Raw genomic sequence first — 15,932 nt, forward strand, 5'->3', positions numbered from 1 at the left:
CATATGAGGACGCGGGGCCGGTGCGGCAAGACCGGCTTACTGGACCAGGCCTCGCCGGAAGCCGTGTGCGACCGCCTGAGCGCGGTCACGAACACCGAGCTTGCGGAAGAGCCGACGCGCGTGGGTCTTCACCGTGTCCTCCGACAGGTAGAGCTCGCGGCCGATCTGGCCGTTGCTCTTGCCCTGGCTCATGCCACGCAGCACCTGGAGCTCGCGCTCCGTGAGCTGCACGCCGGGGTCGGAGGGCTGACGAGGCGCCGGCACCGAGGTGCTGGCGAGCGTGTGCGCGAGGGCTGCCACAAGCTCGGGACGCGACGCGTCCCACCTCAGGTAGCCACGTGCACCGCCGGCGATCGCCGCGGCGATGCTCCCGGCGTCGTCAGGCGCACCGAAGACGATGACGTTTGCCTGAGGGTTGGCGGAGACGAGCCGACGGGTAGCTTCAACCCCGGTCGGGACAGCGCGCTGGGTTCCCACCAGCACGACGTCGACCGGCTGCCTTGAAAAGCGAGCCAACAACTCGTCACCGTGCGCTACGCAGTCGATGCGGCTAACCCCGGGGACAGCCGACATCACGCGGGTGAGACCCTCCCGCACACTGCGCCGGTCGTCGCAAATAAGGACCGTGGTCACGGGGACTCCTTTCCTGCAGCCGAGTGACGTTCCATCTCCCCTATCGGACGCTGGCGGCCCAACCTTGACACGATCCGGTGCTTAATCCGTCAAGAAGTTCGTCTGAGGGTCTGCGTTCGGGGGTTCCCCGGAACGGAGCAGCCCACTGGGCACCCACGGGGAATCAAGGGCGACCTGTCGGCTGACGGCATCAGCTCTGCGTAACACGCAGCTCAGAGCCTCCGTCGCCCGGTCGATGGCGACTGCGCCCACTGTGGGGGCATGGCCCACCAGGACAAGAGCGCTCGGCCAGATCAACGGATGAAGACCCTTCGCAGCACTGTGATTTAGCTCACACTCGACCAGTTCACCCCCGCGATTCAGGCCGTCGGGTGTCCCCCACACGACCAACGAGGTGCCCAGAACGAGTGCCGACTTGAGCTCGTGCCGGAGCGCCTTTCTGCTCGTCGCCACGGTGTGGGCCGCCTCGGCGGGAGCCACCGCGGCCTGGGCGTCGCCGGACGCCAGCTCAATCTCTGCGGATACCCAGCCCTTGCGGACCTCACTCCTCCACGAGTGCGTCTCAGCCCGTGCGAGCAACCTGCGGGCCTCGCCCAGACGTTGAGCACCCAGGGAATCGGCGGCCAGGCCCAGGAAGGCGTCCGTCCTGGCGCCCGCGGCGTCGACGCCGTCCTGGTCGCCGGGGGCCGCGGACTCGATGCGGGCGAGGGCGGCGCCGTCCAGTGGGCGAGCCAGGTGATGGGCTCCTAGCTGACGGTGGTGCGACGCGCGAGTCGAGAGGGAGAGGGACGCGATCACCGGGTCGGGGTCGTGACGGAGCGCGTCCAGCGTGGTGGCCGCTGCCGCGTAGTGGCCCTGGCCGCCCAGGACGACGGCGGCGAGCCATCGGGTCCGGGAGCTGGAGGACGCCAGTGCGGGCCAGACGTCGAGATCGGGTGAGTCGCCGAAGGCGGCTCGGCGCAGCTCCTCTTCCATCACGGTGGGGGAGTCTGCCGCGATGGAGGAGCCGCTGGGAGGCGGGGCGTCAGGTGACAGCCGCTTCGACGGCGTCCACCGCGGCCGCGAGGTCCTCCACCCGCTCCGCCGGTGCCGTCACCACTCCCCTGCGCCACCCAGGCCCACCCACGAACAACCTCACCTGCTGCCGGGTGCGCGGCAGAGCGGACAACACCCCCGGATCGGCGTACCGCGGCAGCTGCGCCCACAGCACCACCGCGGAGGGCGCGGTACGGCGCACGGCGGCGGCCAGGGCGTCCAGGGGCAACGCGGCACCCAGCTGCCGGACGACCACGCCCCGGTGGGCCAACTCCGCGGCCAGTGGGTAGAGCGGGAGGTTGTGGCGCTCCTCCGGCATGCAGGCGAGCAGCACGGGCCGGTGGTTGCGGCCGAGGGTGACGAGCGGTGTCGCGCGCACGAACGCCGCGAGCACGCACTCGTTCAGCAGGTGCTCCACCTCCACACCGGCGCCGGAGAGCTGCCAGCGGGCGGCCACGGCGGTCAGGACGGGGCGCACGACCTCGTTCCAGGTGGCGATCACGCCGTCCGAGGCGAGTGAGTCGGCGAGCATTTCCTGGACGGCGATGGAGTCCATGGCGACCGCGGCGCGGCCCAGTCCGCGCGCCAATCGAGACGCTCCGGGCATTTTCAGTCCACGTCCACCCGATGGTGCTACGGGGACCACTCCGTGTGTCATCGACGATTTCGAGTCGAGCGCGAAACGGGCCGCTTCCGCGGACGAGGCGCCGCGCAGAAGAGCGCGTTGCATCAATTCCAGTCTGGCCACGTCCGGAGGGCCGTATTTCCGGTGCCGGCCCACGGTGTGGCCGGTCGGACCCAGTCCGTAGCGGCGGTCCCAGGTGCGCAGGGTGGCGGGTGCCACGCCGAGTCGCCTGGCCACCGCGGCCACTGAGAGAAGGGGCTCACTCGTGTGACTCCCGGCAGAGGTGTGCTCCGGCGGTGTCATCACGAGAGCCATGTTCCGTTCACCTCATCCGGGCGGCAACTCCGGGCGGTGAGTGATCGAACACGCGTGCCGTCACCCATCAGTTGATAAGGGTCTTCAGCCTCTTGAACAAGTTTTGACGCGGTTCTACGGTGGATCATCGTTAAGCCGAATGGAGCAGTCGTCACGGAGGCGGTCTCGATGGCGGACACCCGAAGGCTCCCCGGTCCCAACGCAGACCTGTGGGACTGGCAGATGCGCGGTTCGTGCCGGGGCATGGACAGTGCGTTCTTCTTCCACCCCGACGGTGAACGGGGTCCGGCGAGAGCACGGCGGGAAGCTCGCGCCAAGGCTGTCTGTCTCGCCTGCCCCGTGCTGGAGTTGTGCCGCAAACACGCGCTGGCAGTGCAGGAGCCCTACGGAATTTGGGGCGGACTCTCGGAATCGGAGCGCGACCACATCATCAAGGCACGAAAGCGACAACTGGCAATAGTCTGAACAACAAAGCCGGGGTTGGCACCAAACGAAATGGTGCCGACCCCGGCTTTATTTGAGTTCGAAGAACTCAGCGCGTCACATCAGTGGCCGTGCCCGTGGCCGTGGCCGTGGCCACCGGCGGAAGCGGGCTCGTCCGCCTTCTTCTCGACGATGGCGCTCTCGGTCGTGAGCACCATGCGCGCGATGGAGGCTGCGTTCGACACGGCGGAGCGCGTGACCTTGACCGGGTCGATGATGCCCTGCTCGAGCAGGTCGCCGAACTCCAGCGAGGCGGCGTTGATGCCGAAGCCCCACTCGCCCTCGCGGACCTTGTTCACCACGACGGCGCCTTCGAGGCCGGCGTTCGCGGCGATCCAGAACAGCGGCGCGGACAGGGCCTTCGCGACGAGCGCGACACCCGTGGCCTCGTCACCCGAGAGGCCGAGGCCACCGTCGAGCACCTTGGCGCCGTGCACGAGAGCGGAGCCACCGCCGGGGACGATGCCCTCCTCGACCGCGGCCTTGGTAGCGGCGACCGCGTCCTCGATGCGGTGCTTGCGCTCCTTGAGCTCGGTCTCGGTGGCGGCGCCGACCTTGATCACGGCGATGCCGCCGGAGAGCTTCGCGAGGCGCTCCTGGAGCTTCTCGCGGTCCCAGTCGGAGTCCGTGTTCTCGATCTCGCGGCGCAGCTGCTCCGCGCGACCGGCGATGTCGGCCTTGGTGCCGCCACCGTCGACGATCGTGGTGTCGTCCTTGGTCACGACGACGCGGCGGGCGGTGCCCAGCTGCTCCAGCGTGGTCTCGGACAGCTTGAGGCCGATCTCCGAGGAGACCACCTCGCCGCCGGTGACGACCGCGAGGTCGTCGAGGAACGCCTTGCGGCGGTCACCGAAGAACGGCGCCTTCACGGCGACGACCTTCAGGGTCTTGCGGACGGCGTTGACCACCAGGGTGGACAGGGCCTCGCCCTCGACGTCCTCGGCGACGATCAGGAGCGGCTTGCCGGACTCCGCGACCTTCTCGAGGATCGGGAGCACGTCGGCCAGCGCCGAGATCTTCTCGCGGTGCAGCAGGATGCGGACGTCTTCGTAGACGGCCTCCTGCGCCTCGAGGTCGGTCGAGAAGTGCGTCGACACGTAACCCTTGTCGAACTGCACGCCCTCGGTGATGACCAGCTCGGTCGCGAGCGTGGACGACTCCTCGACGGTGATGACACCGTCCTCGCCGACGCGCTCGATGGCCTCGCCGAGCAGGGCGCCGATGGACTCGTCACGCGAGGAGACGGTGCCGACCTGCGCGATGTTCTCGCGGCCCTTGACCGGGGTGGCCTTGGCCTTGAGCGCGTCCACGACGGCGTCGGCGGCGGCCTGGATGCCACGGCCGAGCGCGGTCGGGTTCGCACCCGCGGCGATGTTGCGCAGGCCTTCCTTGACCAGCGCCTGCGCCAGCACGGTGGCGGTGGTGGTGCCGTCACCCGCGACGTCGTTGGTCTTGGTGGCGACCGACTTGGCGAGCTGTGCGCCGAGGTTCTCGAACGGGTCGTCCAGCTCGATCTCGCGAGCGATGGTGACACCGTCGTTGGTGACCGTCGGGCCACCGAACTTCTTGTCGAGGACGACGTGGCGCCCGCGCGGGCCAAGGGTGACCTTGACCGTGTCCGCGAGCTTGTTCACGCCGCGCTCGAGGGCCCGACGAGCGTCCTCGTCGAAGCTGATCTGCTTGGGCATTTAACTCAAAGCCTCTCTGGGTAGCGAAACGCCCCGGACACCCCGGATGGGGCGCCGGGGCGTCAGGCATGACAGCCGAGCGTCGACTAGTTGACGACGGCCAGCACGTCGCGAGCGGAGAGGATCAAGTACTCCTCGCCGTTGTACTTGACCTCGGTGCCGCCGTACTTCGAGTAGATGACGACGTCGCCGACAGCAACGTCCAGCGGGACGCGGTTGCCCTTGTCGTCGATGCGGCCGGGGCCCACCGCGAGGACCTTGCCCTCCTGGGGCTTCTCCTTCGCGGTGTCCGGGATCACGAGGCCGGAGGCGGTCGTCGTCTCGGCCTCCGAGGCCTGGACCACGATCTTGTCCTCAAGCGGCTTGATGTTCACGCTCACCGGGATGACCTCCACGGGTCTATGGCAGGTTCGTCTGTTTAACGGCTCCTGCCACCCCGCCGTCGCGGGGGTCGGGGCGGTGCTGGTGCCGTGCAATTGGCACTCTACCCACGAGAGTGCCAAGCCTTCAACGAGACCCCCGAACCGATCACCATCCGGGAGCCGTATTCAGGGGCATGTCCCCGTTGACGCGCCGAACGCTGCTGCTCGCAGGCGTGGCAGGAGTCACAGCGCTCTCGACTGCCGCATCCGCCCGGCCCAGCGACCCTTTCACACTCGGTGTGGCCTCGGGCGACCCGGCACCCGACGGAGTGGTCCTGTGGACCCGGCTGGCCGTCGAACCCCTCGCCGAGGACGGCCTGGGAGGCATGCCGGACCGCCCGATCGAGGTGCTGTGGCAGGTCGCGGAGGACGAACGGTTCACCCGAATTGTTCAACGCGGCTCCACCACGGCTCGACCCGAGGAGGCGCACAGCGTCCACGTGGAGCTCGTCGGGCTGGAGCCCGGCCGCGAGTACTTCTACCGCTTCAAGGCCCTCAACCACCTCTCGCGGACGGGCCGTACGCGCACGACACCGCCTCCCGACTCGTTGCAGGTACCGCTGACGATGGCCTTCGCGTCGTGCGCCCAGTACGAGCACGGCTACTTCACGGCCTACCGAAGACTCGCGGAGGACGAACCCGACCTGGTGCTGCACCTCGGCGACTACACGTACGAGTACGAGAGCGGCATCCACGTCGCCCCGAGCGGCAACGTCCGGGAGGTCGAGGGCCCGACCACCGTGACGCTCGCGGGCTACCGGCGGCGGCAGGCGCAGTACAAGACCGACCCCGACCTGCAGGAAGCGCACGCCGTGGCGCCGTGGGCGGTGATCTGGGACGACCACGAGGTCGACAACAACTGGGCGGGGCTGCTGCCGGACAAACCGCAGCCGAACTTCCCCGCGCGCCGTGCGGCGGCCATCCAGGCCTACTACGAGAACATGCCTTTGCGCAGGTCACCAAGGCTGTACCGGCGGATCGGGTGGGGCTCGCTCGCGACGTTCCACATGCTCGACACCCGCCAGTACCGGACCGACCAGGCCTGCGGGGACGGGTTGCAGCTCTGCCCGGAACGGCTGGAGCCGGAACGCACGATGCTCGGCGCCGCGCAGGAGGAGTGGCTGTTCGACGGCTTCCGCGGCTCACGGGCGCGCTGGGACGTGCTCGGGCAGCAGGTGTTCTTCTCGCAGTACGACTACATCCCCGGCGAGGTCGACAAGTTCCTTCTGGACGCGTGGGACGGCTACGTCGCCGACCGGGACCGGGTCGTGGCGGGGCTCGCGGACGTGCGGAACCCGATCGTGCTGACCGGGGACGTGCACGCGGCGTGGGGCGCGGAGGTCAAGGAGCGGTGGGACGACCCGTCGTCGCGGACCCTCGCGACCGAACTGGTCACCACGTCGATCACGGCCGGTGGCGACGGATCGGAGGAGTACGCGGAGACACCGCTGTGGCTGCGCGAGAACCCGCACGTGAAGTACTTCAACAACCGGCGCGGGTACACGTTGTCGCGGTTCACGGCCGATGAGCTGCGCACGGACTTCCGCGGGCTGGACTACGTGACGCGGCCGGGTTCGCCTGTCCGCACCAGGGCGTCGTTCGCCGTGGAAGACCGCGTGCCAGGGCTTCACAGGCTCTAGGGGAAGCGTTCACCTGGTATCCACCCTGGTGGGTGAGGGTCGGACCATGACTCGAGTGACGCGACGCACGCTCCTCGTCGGGGGACTTGCGCTCACCACTGTCGGCGCGGGGTCGGATCGCCTGACCGACCCGTTCACGCTCGGCGTCGCTTCCGGCGACCCGACCTTCGACAGCGTGGTCCTGTGGACCCGCCTGGCACCCACCCCGCTCTCGGAGGACGGCAGGGGCGGCATGCCGTCCCGCGTCGTCGAGGTGAAGTGGGAGATCGCACTGGACGAGCGGTTCCGGCTCGTCGTCCGACGCGGCAAGGCCCACGCACGGCCCGAGGAAGGCCACAGCGTGCACGTGGACGTGCGCGGGCTTCTGCCTGGCCGCGAGTACTTCTACCGCTTCTCCGCGGACGGGCACGTGTCGCGGACCGGCCGGACGCGCACGGCACTGGCCCCGTGGGCGTTGGGCAGCGGGCTCACGATGGCGTTCGCCTCCTGCTCGCAGTTCGAGCACGGCTACTTCACCGCGTACCGGCGCCTGGCGGAGGACCAGCCGGACCTGGTGCTGCACCTCGGCGACTACCAGTACGAGTACACGAAGGGCGCGTACGTGGCGCCGGGCGGCAACCCGCGCGACCACGAGGGCCCGGAGACCGAGACGCTGGCCGGCTACCGGCAGCGGCACGCGCAGTACAAGACCGACCTCGACCTGCAGGAGGCGCACGCCGTGGCGCCGTGGGCCGTTGTGTGGGACGACCACGAGGTCGACAACAACTGGGCGGACGAGGTCTACGAGAAGCCCCAGATCCCGCAACCGAACTTCCTGGCGCGGCGGGCGGCGGCGTTCCAGGCCTACTACGAGAACATGCCGATCCGGACCCGTCCGCAGGGCATCGACCTGCAGCTCTACCGGCGTCTGCAGTGGGGTGGGCTCGCGAACTTCCACATGCTCGACACCCGGCAGTACCGCGACGACCAGGCGTGCGGTGACGGCCTGAAGGCGTGTCCGGAGCGGTTGGAGCCGACGCGCACGATCACCGGTGCCGCGCAGGAGAAGTGGCTGCTGGACGGACTCAGGCGCTCACGCGCGCGTTGGGACGTGTTGGGGCAGCAGGTGTTCTTCTCGCAGCTCGACTTCACGCCCGGTGCCGGCGAGACCAACAACATGGACGCGTGGGACGGCTACGCCGCGAACCGCGACCGTGTGGCCGCCGGGTTCTCCCACACGCGCAACACCGTCGTGCTCACCGGTGACGTGCACGCGGCGTGGGCGGCCGACGTGAAGGAACGCTGGAACGACCCGACTTCGCGCACGGTCGCGACCGAGCTGGTGTCGACGTCGATCACGTCCGGCGGTGACGGTTCGGAGACCCGGCCGGAGACGCCGGCGATCCTGGCCGAGAACCCGCACGTGAAGTACTTCAACAACCGGCGCGGGTACGTGCGGACCAGGTTCACCGCGCGTGAGGTGCGGGCGGACTTCCGCGGCCTCGACTACGTGCGCACGCCCGGAGCCCCGGTGACCACGAAGGCGTCCTTCGTCATCGAAGACCGAACCCCCGGCCTCAACCGCGTCTAGCCAGCCGCACGCGGGGCGCTTTCGTACCGTCATGCAGTACGAAGGCGCCCCGCGTGCGGTCAGATCAGAGGATCTGCACGGTCCCGACCGGAAGGCCGGGGACGGTGCTGATGTCCATCCGGGACGGCTTGGCGCCCGCCGCGACGAGGTGGGCGCCGAGCGCCGCGATCATCGCGCCGTTGTCGGTGCACAGCCGCGGCCTCGGCACGCGCAGCTCGATGCCCGCCTCGGCACAGCGTTCGGCGGCGAGCCCGCTCAGCCGCGAGTTCGCCGCGACGCCGCCGGAGATCACCAGCGTGCCGACGTCCAGGTCCTTCGCGGCACGGATCGCCTTGGCGGTCAGCACGTCCGCGACGGCCTCCTGGAACGACGCGGCGACGTCGGCCAGCGGGATCTCCTCGCCTGCCCGCTCCGCGCGTTCGACCCAGCGGGCGACCGAGGTCTTCAGGCCGGAGAACGAGAAGTCGTACTTCGCGTCGCGCGGGCCGGTGAGGCCGCGCGGGAACGCGATCGCGCAGCCGTTGCCCTGCTTGGCAAGCTTGTCGATGGGCGGGCCGCCGGGGTACGGCAGGTCGAGCAGCCGCGCGACCTTGTCGTAGGCCTCGCCGGCCGCGTCGTCCACGGTGGACCCGATCTCGGTGATCGAGTTCGCGAGGCCGCCCTCGATCAGCAGCAGCTGCGAGTGGCCGCCGGAGACCAGCAGCGCGAGGCAGCGCTGCGGCAACGGGCCGTGCTGCAACGTGTCCGCGGCGACGTGGCCCGCGAGGTGGTTCACGCCGTAGAGCGGCTTGCCGAGCGCGGCCGCGTACGCCTTCGCGGCGGACACGCCGACCAGCAGCGCGCCGGCGAGACCCGGTCCTGCGGTGACGGCGATGGAGTGGATCTGGGAGAGCTCGACCTTCGCGGTGTCGAGTGCGCGGCGCATGGTCGGGACCAGCGCCTCGAGGTGGGCGCGCGAGGCGACCTCCGGCACGACGCCGCCGAAGCGGGCGTGCTCCTCGACGCTCGAGGCGACCTCGTCGGCGAGCAGTTCGAGCGAGCCGTCCGGTCCGAGGCGGACGATGCCGAAGCCCGTCTCGTCGCACGAGCTCTCGATGCCCAGAATCAAACGATCAGACACTTTGAGCAGGCCTTCCCATCGTGTACGCGTCGGCACCCGACGGCTGGTAGTAGCGGCGGCGCAGGCCGAGTTGTTCGAAACCGTGCGCCTTGTACATCGCGATCGCGGGCTCGTTGTCCGTGCGGACCTCGAGGTAGACCGGCACGCTGATCTCGTCGACGCGGGCCAGCAGGTCCCGCAGGAGCATCTTGCCGACGCCCCTGCCCTGCCAGTGCGCGACGACGGCGATCGTGTGCACGCTGGCCTCGTACTGCGACGCGGCGAGCCCGGCGTACCCGATCAGCTCGCCGTCGGCGTACGCGCCGATGTAGTAGTTGCCGTTGTCGAGCTCGGTGCGGAACGCGTTCTCGCTCCACGGGTCGTCACCGGGGAACAGCGCCAGCTCGATCTCGTGGCACCTCGGCACGTCGGCGTGCCGCAGCGGCGCGAGCGCGACGGTGCCGGTGGTCATGCCCTGGTCACCCGCTTGCGCCCGGTGGGCTCGACGGCGTCGGGACGGCGCAGGTAGAGGGGGGTGAGCGCGGCGGGGCGGGCCTTCGCGAGCACCTCGGCGGCCGCAGCGGCGACCAGACCCTCCGGGCTCGGGTGCTTGGCCTGCAGCAGCTCCAGGCCGAGGACCTCGGCGTAGATCTCGGCGCCCTCGCCGGTGGCCTGGTGCACGCCCATCTTCGGCAGCTTCTCCGCGAGGTCCTGCGGGCGCTCGACGTGCGGGCCGTCCGTGCGGCGACCGGCGGCGTCGTAGGCGGCCCAGTAGACCTCCTTGCGCCGCGCGTCGGTCGCGACGAGCAGCGGGTGGCCGCTGGCCGCGTCCCTGGCGATGGCGTCGGTGGTGGCGACCGGGTAGACCGGGCGGTTGAGCGCCTGGCCGAGCGCGGCGGCGGTGGCGAGGCCGACCCGCAGGCCGGTGAACGGCCCAGGGCCCGCGCCGACGACGATGGCGTCGAGGTCGGCGAACGTCTTCCCGGCCTCCGCGAGCGCGTCGGTGATGTGCGGGGTGAGCAGCTCGCCGTGCGCCTTGGCGTTGAACGTCACCCGCTTCGCGAGCAGGCGCGGCGGGGAGTCTGGCACGAGTTCGACCACACCGGCGGTGACTGCGGGGGTGGCCGTGTCGACGGCGAGCACTAGCACGATTGTCCAGAGTAGTACGTGTCTGAACCCACACTTCCGATGCGTCCTCAAGGCACTCGCATCAGGCTGGATCCATGTTCGCTGAACCGAGTGATCGCGAGGCCCTGCGCTTCGGCGAGAAGTCCCTGACCTACGCCGAGCTGCACCAGGCCGCGGGCACTCTGGCGGAACGGCTGAAAGGCCACACGCGAGTCGCCGTCTGGGCGACGTCCACACTCGAAACGTGCGTGTCGGTCGTCGCAGGACTGCTGGCCGGCGTCGCGATCGTGCCGCTCAACCCCAAGCTCGGCGAGCGCGAGCTCGAGCACATCCTCGGCGACAGCCGGCCCGACCTGGTCCTGCGCGACGAACCGATCGTGTTCGGCGCACCGGGCGCGTTCGACGAGCCGGGCCCCGAGACTCCAGCGCTGGTCATCTACACCTCGGGCACGACCGGCCCGCCCAAGGGCGTGGTGCTGCCCCGCCGCTCGCTGACCTCGAACATCGCCGCGCTGGCGAAGGCCTGGCAGTGGACGAGCGCCGACGTGCTGGTGCACGGGCTGCCGTTGTTCCACGTGCACGGCCTGGGCGTCGGCATCCTCGGCCCGCTGCGGCTCGGCGGGTCGGTGCGGCACGTGAGGTTCTCGCCGGAGGCCATCGGCCAAGAGCTCGCGACCGGCGCCACGATGATGTTCGGCGTCCCGACGATGTACCACCGCATCGCCGAGGCCGTGGAGAACGACAGCGCCCTGGCCGACCGGTTCCGCACGGCTCGGCTGCTGGTCTCCGGCAGTGCCGCGCTCCCCGCCAGCGACCACGAGCGGATCGCCAAGGCCACCGGGCAGGGCATCGTCGAGCGGTACGGGATGAGCGAGACGCTGATGAACGTCAGCGTGCGGTTCGACGGCGACCGCAGGCCGGGCGCGGTCGGGCTGCCGGTGGACGGCGTCGAGGTGCGGGTGGTGGACGAGCAGGGCCACGACGCGGGCGACGCGATCGGGGAGATCGAGGTGCGCGGGCCGAACCTGTTCCTGGAGTACCTCAACCGTCCCGACGCGACCGCGGCGGCGTTCCGGGACGGGTGGTTCAGGACCGGCGACATGGCGGTGCGCGATCCCGACGGGTACGTCCGCATCGTCGGGCGGCGGGCCACGGACCTGATCAAGAGCGGCGGCTACAAGATCGGCGCGGGCGAGATCGAGAACGTCCTGCTCGAACATCCGTCGGTGGCCGAGGTGGCGGTGACGGGCGAGCCGGACGACGACCTGGGCGAGCGGATCGTGGCCTGGGTGGTTCCAGCGGGCGAAGCGCCGGAACCATCGGCCCTGAGCGATCACGTCGCCAGGTTGTTGTCGCCGCACAAGAGGCCGCGAGTGGTGCGCTACCTGCAGTCCTTGCCGCGCAACGAGATGGGCAAGGTCCTCAAGCGGGAGCTGTCCTGAGAGGACTGTCCTGGGGGATGGCCGAAGGGCTCGTTCGGCCATCCCCCATGACGTTCCGGACTAGCGGCCGGACGTGTTGCCGTTGCAGGCGACGTAGGACGGCGAGTGGTCGACCGTGAAGATCTCCAGCGGGCCGTTCCACTGCCACGGCGCGACGCAGGCGTTGTTCAGCACGCTGATGCCGTGACCACCGGCGGCGTGGTTGTCGTTGCACGCGGCGTAGCCGGGGGCGTGACCCTCGTGCAGCAGCGAGAAGGGGCCGTTCCACTGCCACGGCGCGGCGCAGAGGTTGTCGGCAACGCTGATGCCGCCGGACCGGTCGTGCTCGCCGGCGGAAGCGGGAGCAGCGGCAGCCAGCAGGGCGCCACCGATGACTGCGGTTGCGAAGAGCGTCTTCTTGATCATGCGGGGTTCATCGGCCCGTCACGCTCTGTCCTTAATGGACGTCACCCCATCCGTTGCACAACGTCACACCGGCAGGGGACGTGAGCTCCACTCGCCGTGCGGGATGAGCTGAGCTGTGCGAACGTCGTCGATTCCGCGTTCGAGGCGGATCAGCAGATGATCTTCGCTCAGGCGTTCCGCGACACCCTCGCCCCACTCGACGGCCACCACGGCGTCGACGAGGTCCGTGTCCAGGTCGAGGTCGTCCAACTCGTCCAGGTGACCCCCGAGCCGGTACGCGTCGACGTGCACCAGCCGCACGCCCCGCCCGTCGTCGGACGGCTCGTGCACGCGCGCGACCACGAACGTCGGCGAGGACACGCGGCCCTGCACACCGAGTCCGCGCGCGAGCCCGCGCACCAACGCCGTCTTCCCGGCTCCCAACGGCCCGGCGAGCAGCAACAGGTCGCCCGCCCGCACCAGCTCACCCAGTTTGCGGCCGAACTCCTCGGTGTCCTCCACCAGGGGCAGTTCGACGGTCTTCACGCTCGCCGCCACCACTTCTTCCGACTCTCTCCGCGATCGGTCGCGCAGCGTTCGACGAGCGCGACCAGGTGGTCGTTGACGAGATCAGCCTGCTCCATCATCACCATGTGCCCGGCACCGGGTGCCCTGACGAGGGTGGCGTGCGGCATCTCCTCGGCCATCCGCTCGGCGTGCGAGAACGGCGTGAGCTTGTCCGCGTCGCCGCTCAGGATCAGCACCTCGCAGTGCCGCAGCCCGGCGAGCGCCTTGTAGCGGTCGTGCGTGCCGAGGGTCTCCAGGAAGTCGGTGAGCACCTTCACCGTGGTCCCGTTGATCATCTTCTCCATCAGGTCCACGAGGGACGGTGCGACCTTGCGGTCACCGAACGCCAGCGCGCGGATGCCGCCCCACGTCAGGGTTTTCGTGCCCTTGCGGACCCACTCGACGAACCCCGGCTGGAGGCCCGCGAGCCGGCCGACGCCCAGCGTCACCGGGTTGTACCGCGACAGCACGGACTTCGGCAGCCCGGCACCGCCCACGGCCCCGGCGGCCGTGCCGATCAACGCGACGCCGCGCACCCGTTCCTCGAAGAGCTCCGGGTGCTTCTCGGCCAGCGCCATGATCGTCATGCCGCCCATGGAGTGACCGACGAGCACCAGCGGACCCTCCGGCACGACCGAGCGGATCACCGAGTCGAGGTCGAGCGCGAGCTGGTCGATCGTGCTGTTCTCCGCGGAGGAGGTGCCCGAACGGCCGTGGCCGCGCTGGTCGTAGAGGACCTGGTGGACACGGGGATCGATCAGCTCGGCGAGGTCGCGGCGCTGGAAGTGGAAGCAGCGGCGGTCCAGTGCGAACCCGTGCACCAGCACGACGGTGATGTCGGGCTCGCCGCCGTCCGCGGGATCGACCTCCTCGACGGAGATCGGCACGCCGTCCTCTGCGGCGACCGTCGACTCGCGATCGGGCTGCAGCAGCCCCAGCGGCTCGTCAGCGAGGCTGTCGGACGCGGTCTTGCGCTCGTGCGAGACCTTCGCGGTCTGCGCCACGGCCGCGCCGGCGACGACGGCACCGACCGCGCCACCGACCCACCCGACGACCTTCCACACCGGCTTCACGTGTAGATCCTCCGCACCCGCGGCCGGTACATCCCGCAGACGATCTCGTAGTCGATCGTCCCGGTCAGCTCCGCCCACTCCGTCGCCGTCGGCTCCCCCCGGCGCCCGTCGCCGAACAGGACGACCTCGGCACCCTCCGCGATCTCGTCGTCCCCGCAGTCCACGACGATCTGGTCCATGCAGACACGGCCGACCACCGGGCGGCGCCTCCCCTGCAGGAGCACCTCCATCCGGCCGGAGAGAGCCCTGGGAACACCGTCCGCATACCCCGCCGGCACCAGTGCCAGCGTCGTGTCCGTCTGCGCCGTCCATGTCATCCCGTAGGAGACGGACTCACCCGCGGGGATACGTTTCGTGAGCGCCACGTGCGACCGGTAGCTCATGACCGGCCTCAGGTCGTGGTCCGTCGGCACCGGGTTCAGCCCGTACATCGCGATGCCGGGCCTGACGAGGTCGAAGTGCAGGTCGGGCCTGGTCAGCAACGCCGCGGAGTTCGCGATGTGCCGTTTCGGGGTCAGGCCGAAGCTCTTCGCCACCTCGTAGGCGTCGTCGAACCTCTTGGCCTGCAGGTCGATCGACGGGTCGCCGATCTCGTCCGCGGACGCGAGGTGCGACCAGACGGCCACCACCTGGTGCTTTCGAGCAGCCTCGACGAGCTCCGGCCAGTCGTGCGGCTGGCAGCCGTTGCGGCTCAGGCCTGTGTCGATCTTCAGGTGGAGCCGCGGCCTGGCGTCGGCCTCCTCGGCGGCGGCCTCGACGCGACGCAGGTCGGAGAGCGAAGACACCGACATGTCCACATCGGCCGCGAGACCGGCGGCCAGGTCCTCGTCCGGTGCGTCGAGCCAGGCCAGGATCGGTGCCCGGATGCCGGCCGACCGCAACGCGAGGGCTTCCTGCGTCGAGCAGGAACCGAGCCACGTCGCACCGGCTTCGAGGGCCGCGCGGGCGACCTCCACCGCGCCGTGGCCGTAACCGTCCGCCTTGACGACGGCCATCGTCTCCGCGGACGGCGCGAGGCCGGCGAGCAGGGCGACGTTGTGCCGCAGCGCGCCTAGGTCGACGACAACTTCTGAACGGGCCATAACCTGTTCATCGTGCCATGGCTGCCGCGCACAGGGGCTATGGCGCAGCTCGCACAGATGCCCGGTGTTCGCCCAGCGTGAAGCGCGGACCGTTGGGGTACAAGCCTTGTCAGGCTGACGGCATGGCCGCACAGAGCACGTTCGCCGCAACCGCACGCACCTTCGCCGACCTGGTCGGCGCGCTGCCCGCCGGCCGCCTCGCCGAGCAGGGCCTCGGCGAGTGGACGGTGCGCGACCTGATCGGCCACACCGTCTCGGCAGGACTGGCCAACGTCGTCGAGGCGCTCGACCGGCAGGCCACCACCGAGGACATCACCACGCCGGAGGGCTACTACGCCCTGGCGAAGACCGTCGATCCCGCCGTCTACCAGGCCGTTGTCGCCCTGTCCTCCACGGACGCCCGCGAACGGGGTGCGGCCCTGGGCGACCACCCCGCCGACGCGGTCCGGCGGCTCGTCGACCAGGCCGTCGCCGCCGTCTCCTCGACCGACCCGGAGGCGCTGGTCACCACGGCGGCCGGTGGCATGCGGCTGTCCCGGTGGCTGCCCACCAGGACGTTCGAACTGGTCGTGCACGGCATGGACATCGCGGCCGCGGCGGACCTGCCGTTCGATCCGCCCGTCGACGCGCTCGCCGAGTCGGCCGCACTGGCCGCCCGGATCGCCGCGGTGACCGGCGACGGTCAGTCCGTCCTGCTGGCGCTGACCGGCAGACGGGAGCTCGCGGCCGGGTTCTCGGTGATCTGA

At 70.1% G+C, this 15,932-nt stretch carries 17 protein-coding genes; 5 read left to right on the forward strand and 12 right to left on the reverse strand.

The genetic code is table 11. The features are described from left to right. Nucleotides 1-36 precede the first annotated feature (36 nt). From ACSHWB_RS10290 to ACSHWB_RS10300, 3 genes are all read right to left on the reverse strand, one after another. Entirely contained in the window at nt 37-633 is a 597-nt protein-coding gene (locus tag ACSHWB_RS10290) for a response regulator transcription factor (RefSeq protein WP_030471988.1), read from the reverse strand. Between the two features lie 81 nt (nt 634-714). Beyond that, nucleotides 715-1,608: a hypothetical protein gene (locus ACSHWB_RS10295; protein WP_439664563.1), complete on the reverse strand. Its 894-nt coding sequence runs from the start codon at nt 1,606-1,608 to the stop codon at nt 715-717. A gap of 49 nt (nt 1,609-1,657) precedes the next feature. Continuing rightward, nucleotides 1,658-2,596: a MerR family transcriptional regulator gene (locus ACSHWB_RS10300; protein WP_439664564.1), complete on the reverse strand. Its 939-nt coding sequence runs from the start codon at nt 2,594-2,596 to the stop codon at nt 1,658-1,660. 180 nt (nt 2,597-2,776) lie between these two features. Between ACSHWB_RS10300 and ACSHWB_RS10305 the strand changes: the two genes are divergently transcribed. Beyond that, on the forward strand, nt 2,777-3,073 hold the full coding sequence (locus ACSHWB_RS10305) for a WhiB family transcriptional regulator (protein WP_030471991.1): 297 nt from the start codon (nt 2,777-2,779) through the stop codon (nt 3,071-3,073). 80 nt (nt 3,074-3,153) lie between these two features. On the opposite strand, the gene groL is transcribed toward ACSHWB_RS10305, so the two are convergent. Further along, nucleotides 3,154-4,779 (reverse strand): chaperonin GroEL, encoded by a 1,626-nt coding sequence (groL, locus tag ACSHWB_RS10310; RefSeq protein WP_439661853.1) that lies wholly within the window; start codon nt 4,777-4,779, stop codon nt 3,154-3,156. An 86-nt stretch (nt 4,780-4,865) separates the two neighbouring features. Further along, nucleotides 4,866-5,159 carry a co-chaperone GroES gene (gene groES, locus ACSHWB_RS10315; protein ID WP_030478362.1) on the reverse strand — a complete coding sequence of 98 codons (294 nt, stop codon included), beginning with the start codon at nt 5,157-5,159 and terminating at the stop codon, nt 4,866-4,868. Between the two features lie 176 nt (nt 5,160-5,335). On the opposite strand from groES, the gene ACSHWB_RS10320 reads away from it, so the two are divergent. Both ACSHWB_RS10320 and ACSHWB_RS10325 read left to right on the forward strand, forming a co-directional pair. Next, a complete protein-coding gene (locus ACSHWB_RS10320; protein ID WP_439661854.1) occupies nt 5,336-6,841 on the forward strand; it encodes an alkaline phosphatase D family protein in 1,506 nt (501 codons plus the stop codon). Nucleotides 6,842-6,887: 46 nt separating this feature from the next. Next, complete coding sequence (locus ACSHWB_RS10325; RefSeq protein ID WP_439661855.1) at nt 6,888-8,411, forward strand: alkaline phosphatase D family protein; 1,524 nt, start codon at nt 6,888-6,890, stop codon at nt 8,409-8,411. Nucleotides 8,412-8,475: 64 nt separating this feature from the next. Here ACSHWB_RS10325 and tsaD read toward each other — a convergent pair whose 3' ends face one another. Genes tsaD through tsaB form a run of 3 tightly spaced genes read right to left on the reverse strand, consistent with a single transcriptional unit; the run spans nt 8,476 to nt 10,659 of the window. Further along, on the reverse strand, nt 8,476-9,531 hold the full coding sequence (tsaD, locus tag ACSHWB_RS10330) for a tRNA (adenosine(37)-N6)-threonylcarbamoyltransferase complex transferase subunit TsaD (protein ID WP_439661856.1): 1,056 nt from the start codon (nt 9,529-9,531) through the stop codon (nt 8,476-8,478). Next, complete coding sequence (rimI, locus tag ACSHWB_RS10335; RefSeq protein WP_439661857.1) at nt 9,524-9,982, reverse strand: ribosomal protein S18-alanine N-acetyltransferase; 459 nt, start codon at nt 9,980-9,982, stop codon at nt 9,524-9,526. The genes tsaD and rimI overlap by 8 nt, the downstream gene beginning before the upstream one ends. After that, nucleotides 9,979-10,659, reverse strand: a complete 681-nt coding sequence (gene tsaB / locus ACSHWB_RS10340) for a tRNA (adenosine(37)-N6)-threonylcarbamoyltransferase complex dimerization subunit type 1 TsaB (protein ID WP_439661858.1) — start codon at nt 10,657-10,659, stop codon at nt 9,979-9,981. The genes rimI and tsaB overlap by 4 nt, the downstream gene beginning before the upstream one ends. A 74-nt stretch (nt 10,660-10,733) precedes the next feature. On the opposite strand from tsaB, the gene ACSHWB_RS10345 reads away from it, so the two are divergent. Continuing rightward, entirely contained in the window at nt 10,734-12,080 is a 1,347-nt protein-coding gene (locus ACSHWB_RS10345) for an acyl-CoA synthetase (protein ID WP_439661859.1), read from the forward strand. 60 nt (nt 12,081-12,140) lie between these two features. On the opposite strand, the gene ACSHWB_RS10350 is transcribed toward ACSHWB_RS10345, so the two are convergent. The 4 genes from ACSHWB_RS10350 to alr all read right to left on the reverse strand — a co-directional run bounded on the left by ACSHWB_RS10350 (nt 12,141) and on the right by alr (nt 15,186). Further along, nucleotides 12,141-12,485: a hypothetical protein gene (locus tag ACSHWB_RS10350; RefSeq protein WP_093591284.1), complete on the reverse strand. Its 345-nt coding sequence runs from the start codon at nt 12,483-12,485 to the stop codon at nt 12,141-12,143. A gap of 63 nt (nt 12,486-12,548) precedes the next feature. Further along, on the reverse strand, nt 12,549-13,010 hold the full coding sequence (gene tsaE, locus ACSHWB_RS10355) for a tRNA (adenosine(37)-N6)-threonylcarbamoyltransferase complex ATPase subunit type 1 TsaE (RefSeq protein WP_439661860.1): 462 nt from the start codon (nt 13,008-13,010) through the stop codon (nt 12,549-12,551). Next, a complete protein-coding gene (locus ACSHWB_RS10360; RefSeq protein WP_439661861.1) occupies nt 13,007-14,104 on the reverse strand; it encodes an alpha/beta fold hydrolase in 1,098 nt (365 codons plus the stop codon). The genes tsaE and ACSHWB_RS10360 overlap by 4 nt, the downstream gene beginning before the upstream one ends. Then, the gene (alr, locus tag ACSHWB_RS10365) at nt 14,101-15,186 is read right to left on the reverse strand and encodes an alanine racemase (protein ID WP_439661862.1); all 1,086 of its coding nucleotides are present in this window, start codon (nt 15,184-15,186) and stop codon (nt 14,101-14,103) included. The genes ACSHWB_RS10360 and alr overlap by 4 nt, the downstream gene beginning before the upstream one ends. A 122-nt stretch (nt 15,187-15,308) precedes the next feature. On the opposite strand from alr, the gene ACSHWB_RS10370 reads away from it, so the two are divergent. Further along, nucleotides 15,309-15,932 carry a maleylpyruvate isomerase N-terminal domain-containing protein gene (locus ACSHWB_RS10370; RefSeq protein ID WP_439661863.1) on the forward strand — a complete coding sequence of 208 codons (624 nt, stop codon included), beginning with the start codon at nt 15,309-15,311 and terminating at the stop codon, nt 15,930-15,932.

This window comes from Lentzea sp. HUAS TT2 (assembly GCF_051853195.1).
GTDB lineage: Bacteria > Actinomycetota > Actinomycetes > Mycobacteriales > Pseudonocardiaceae > Lentzea.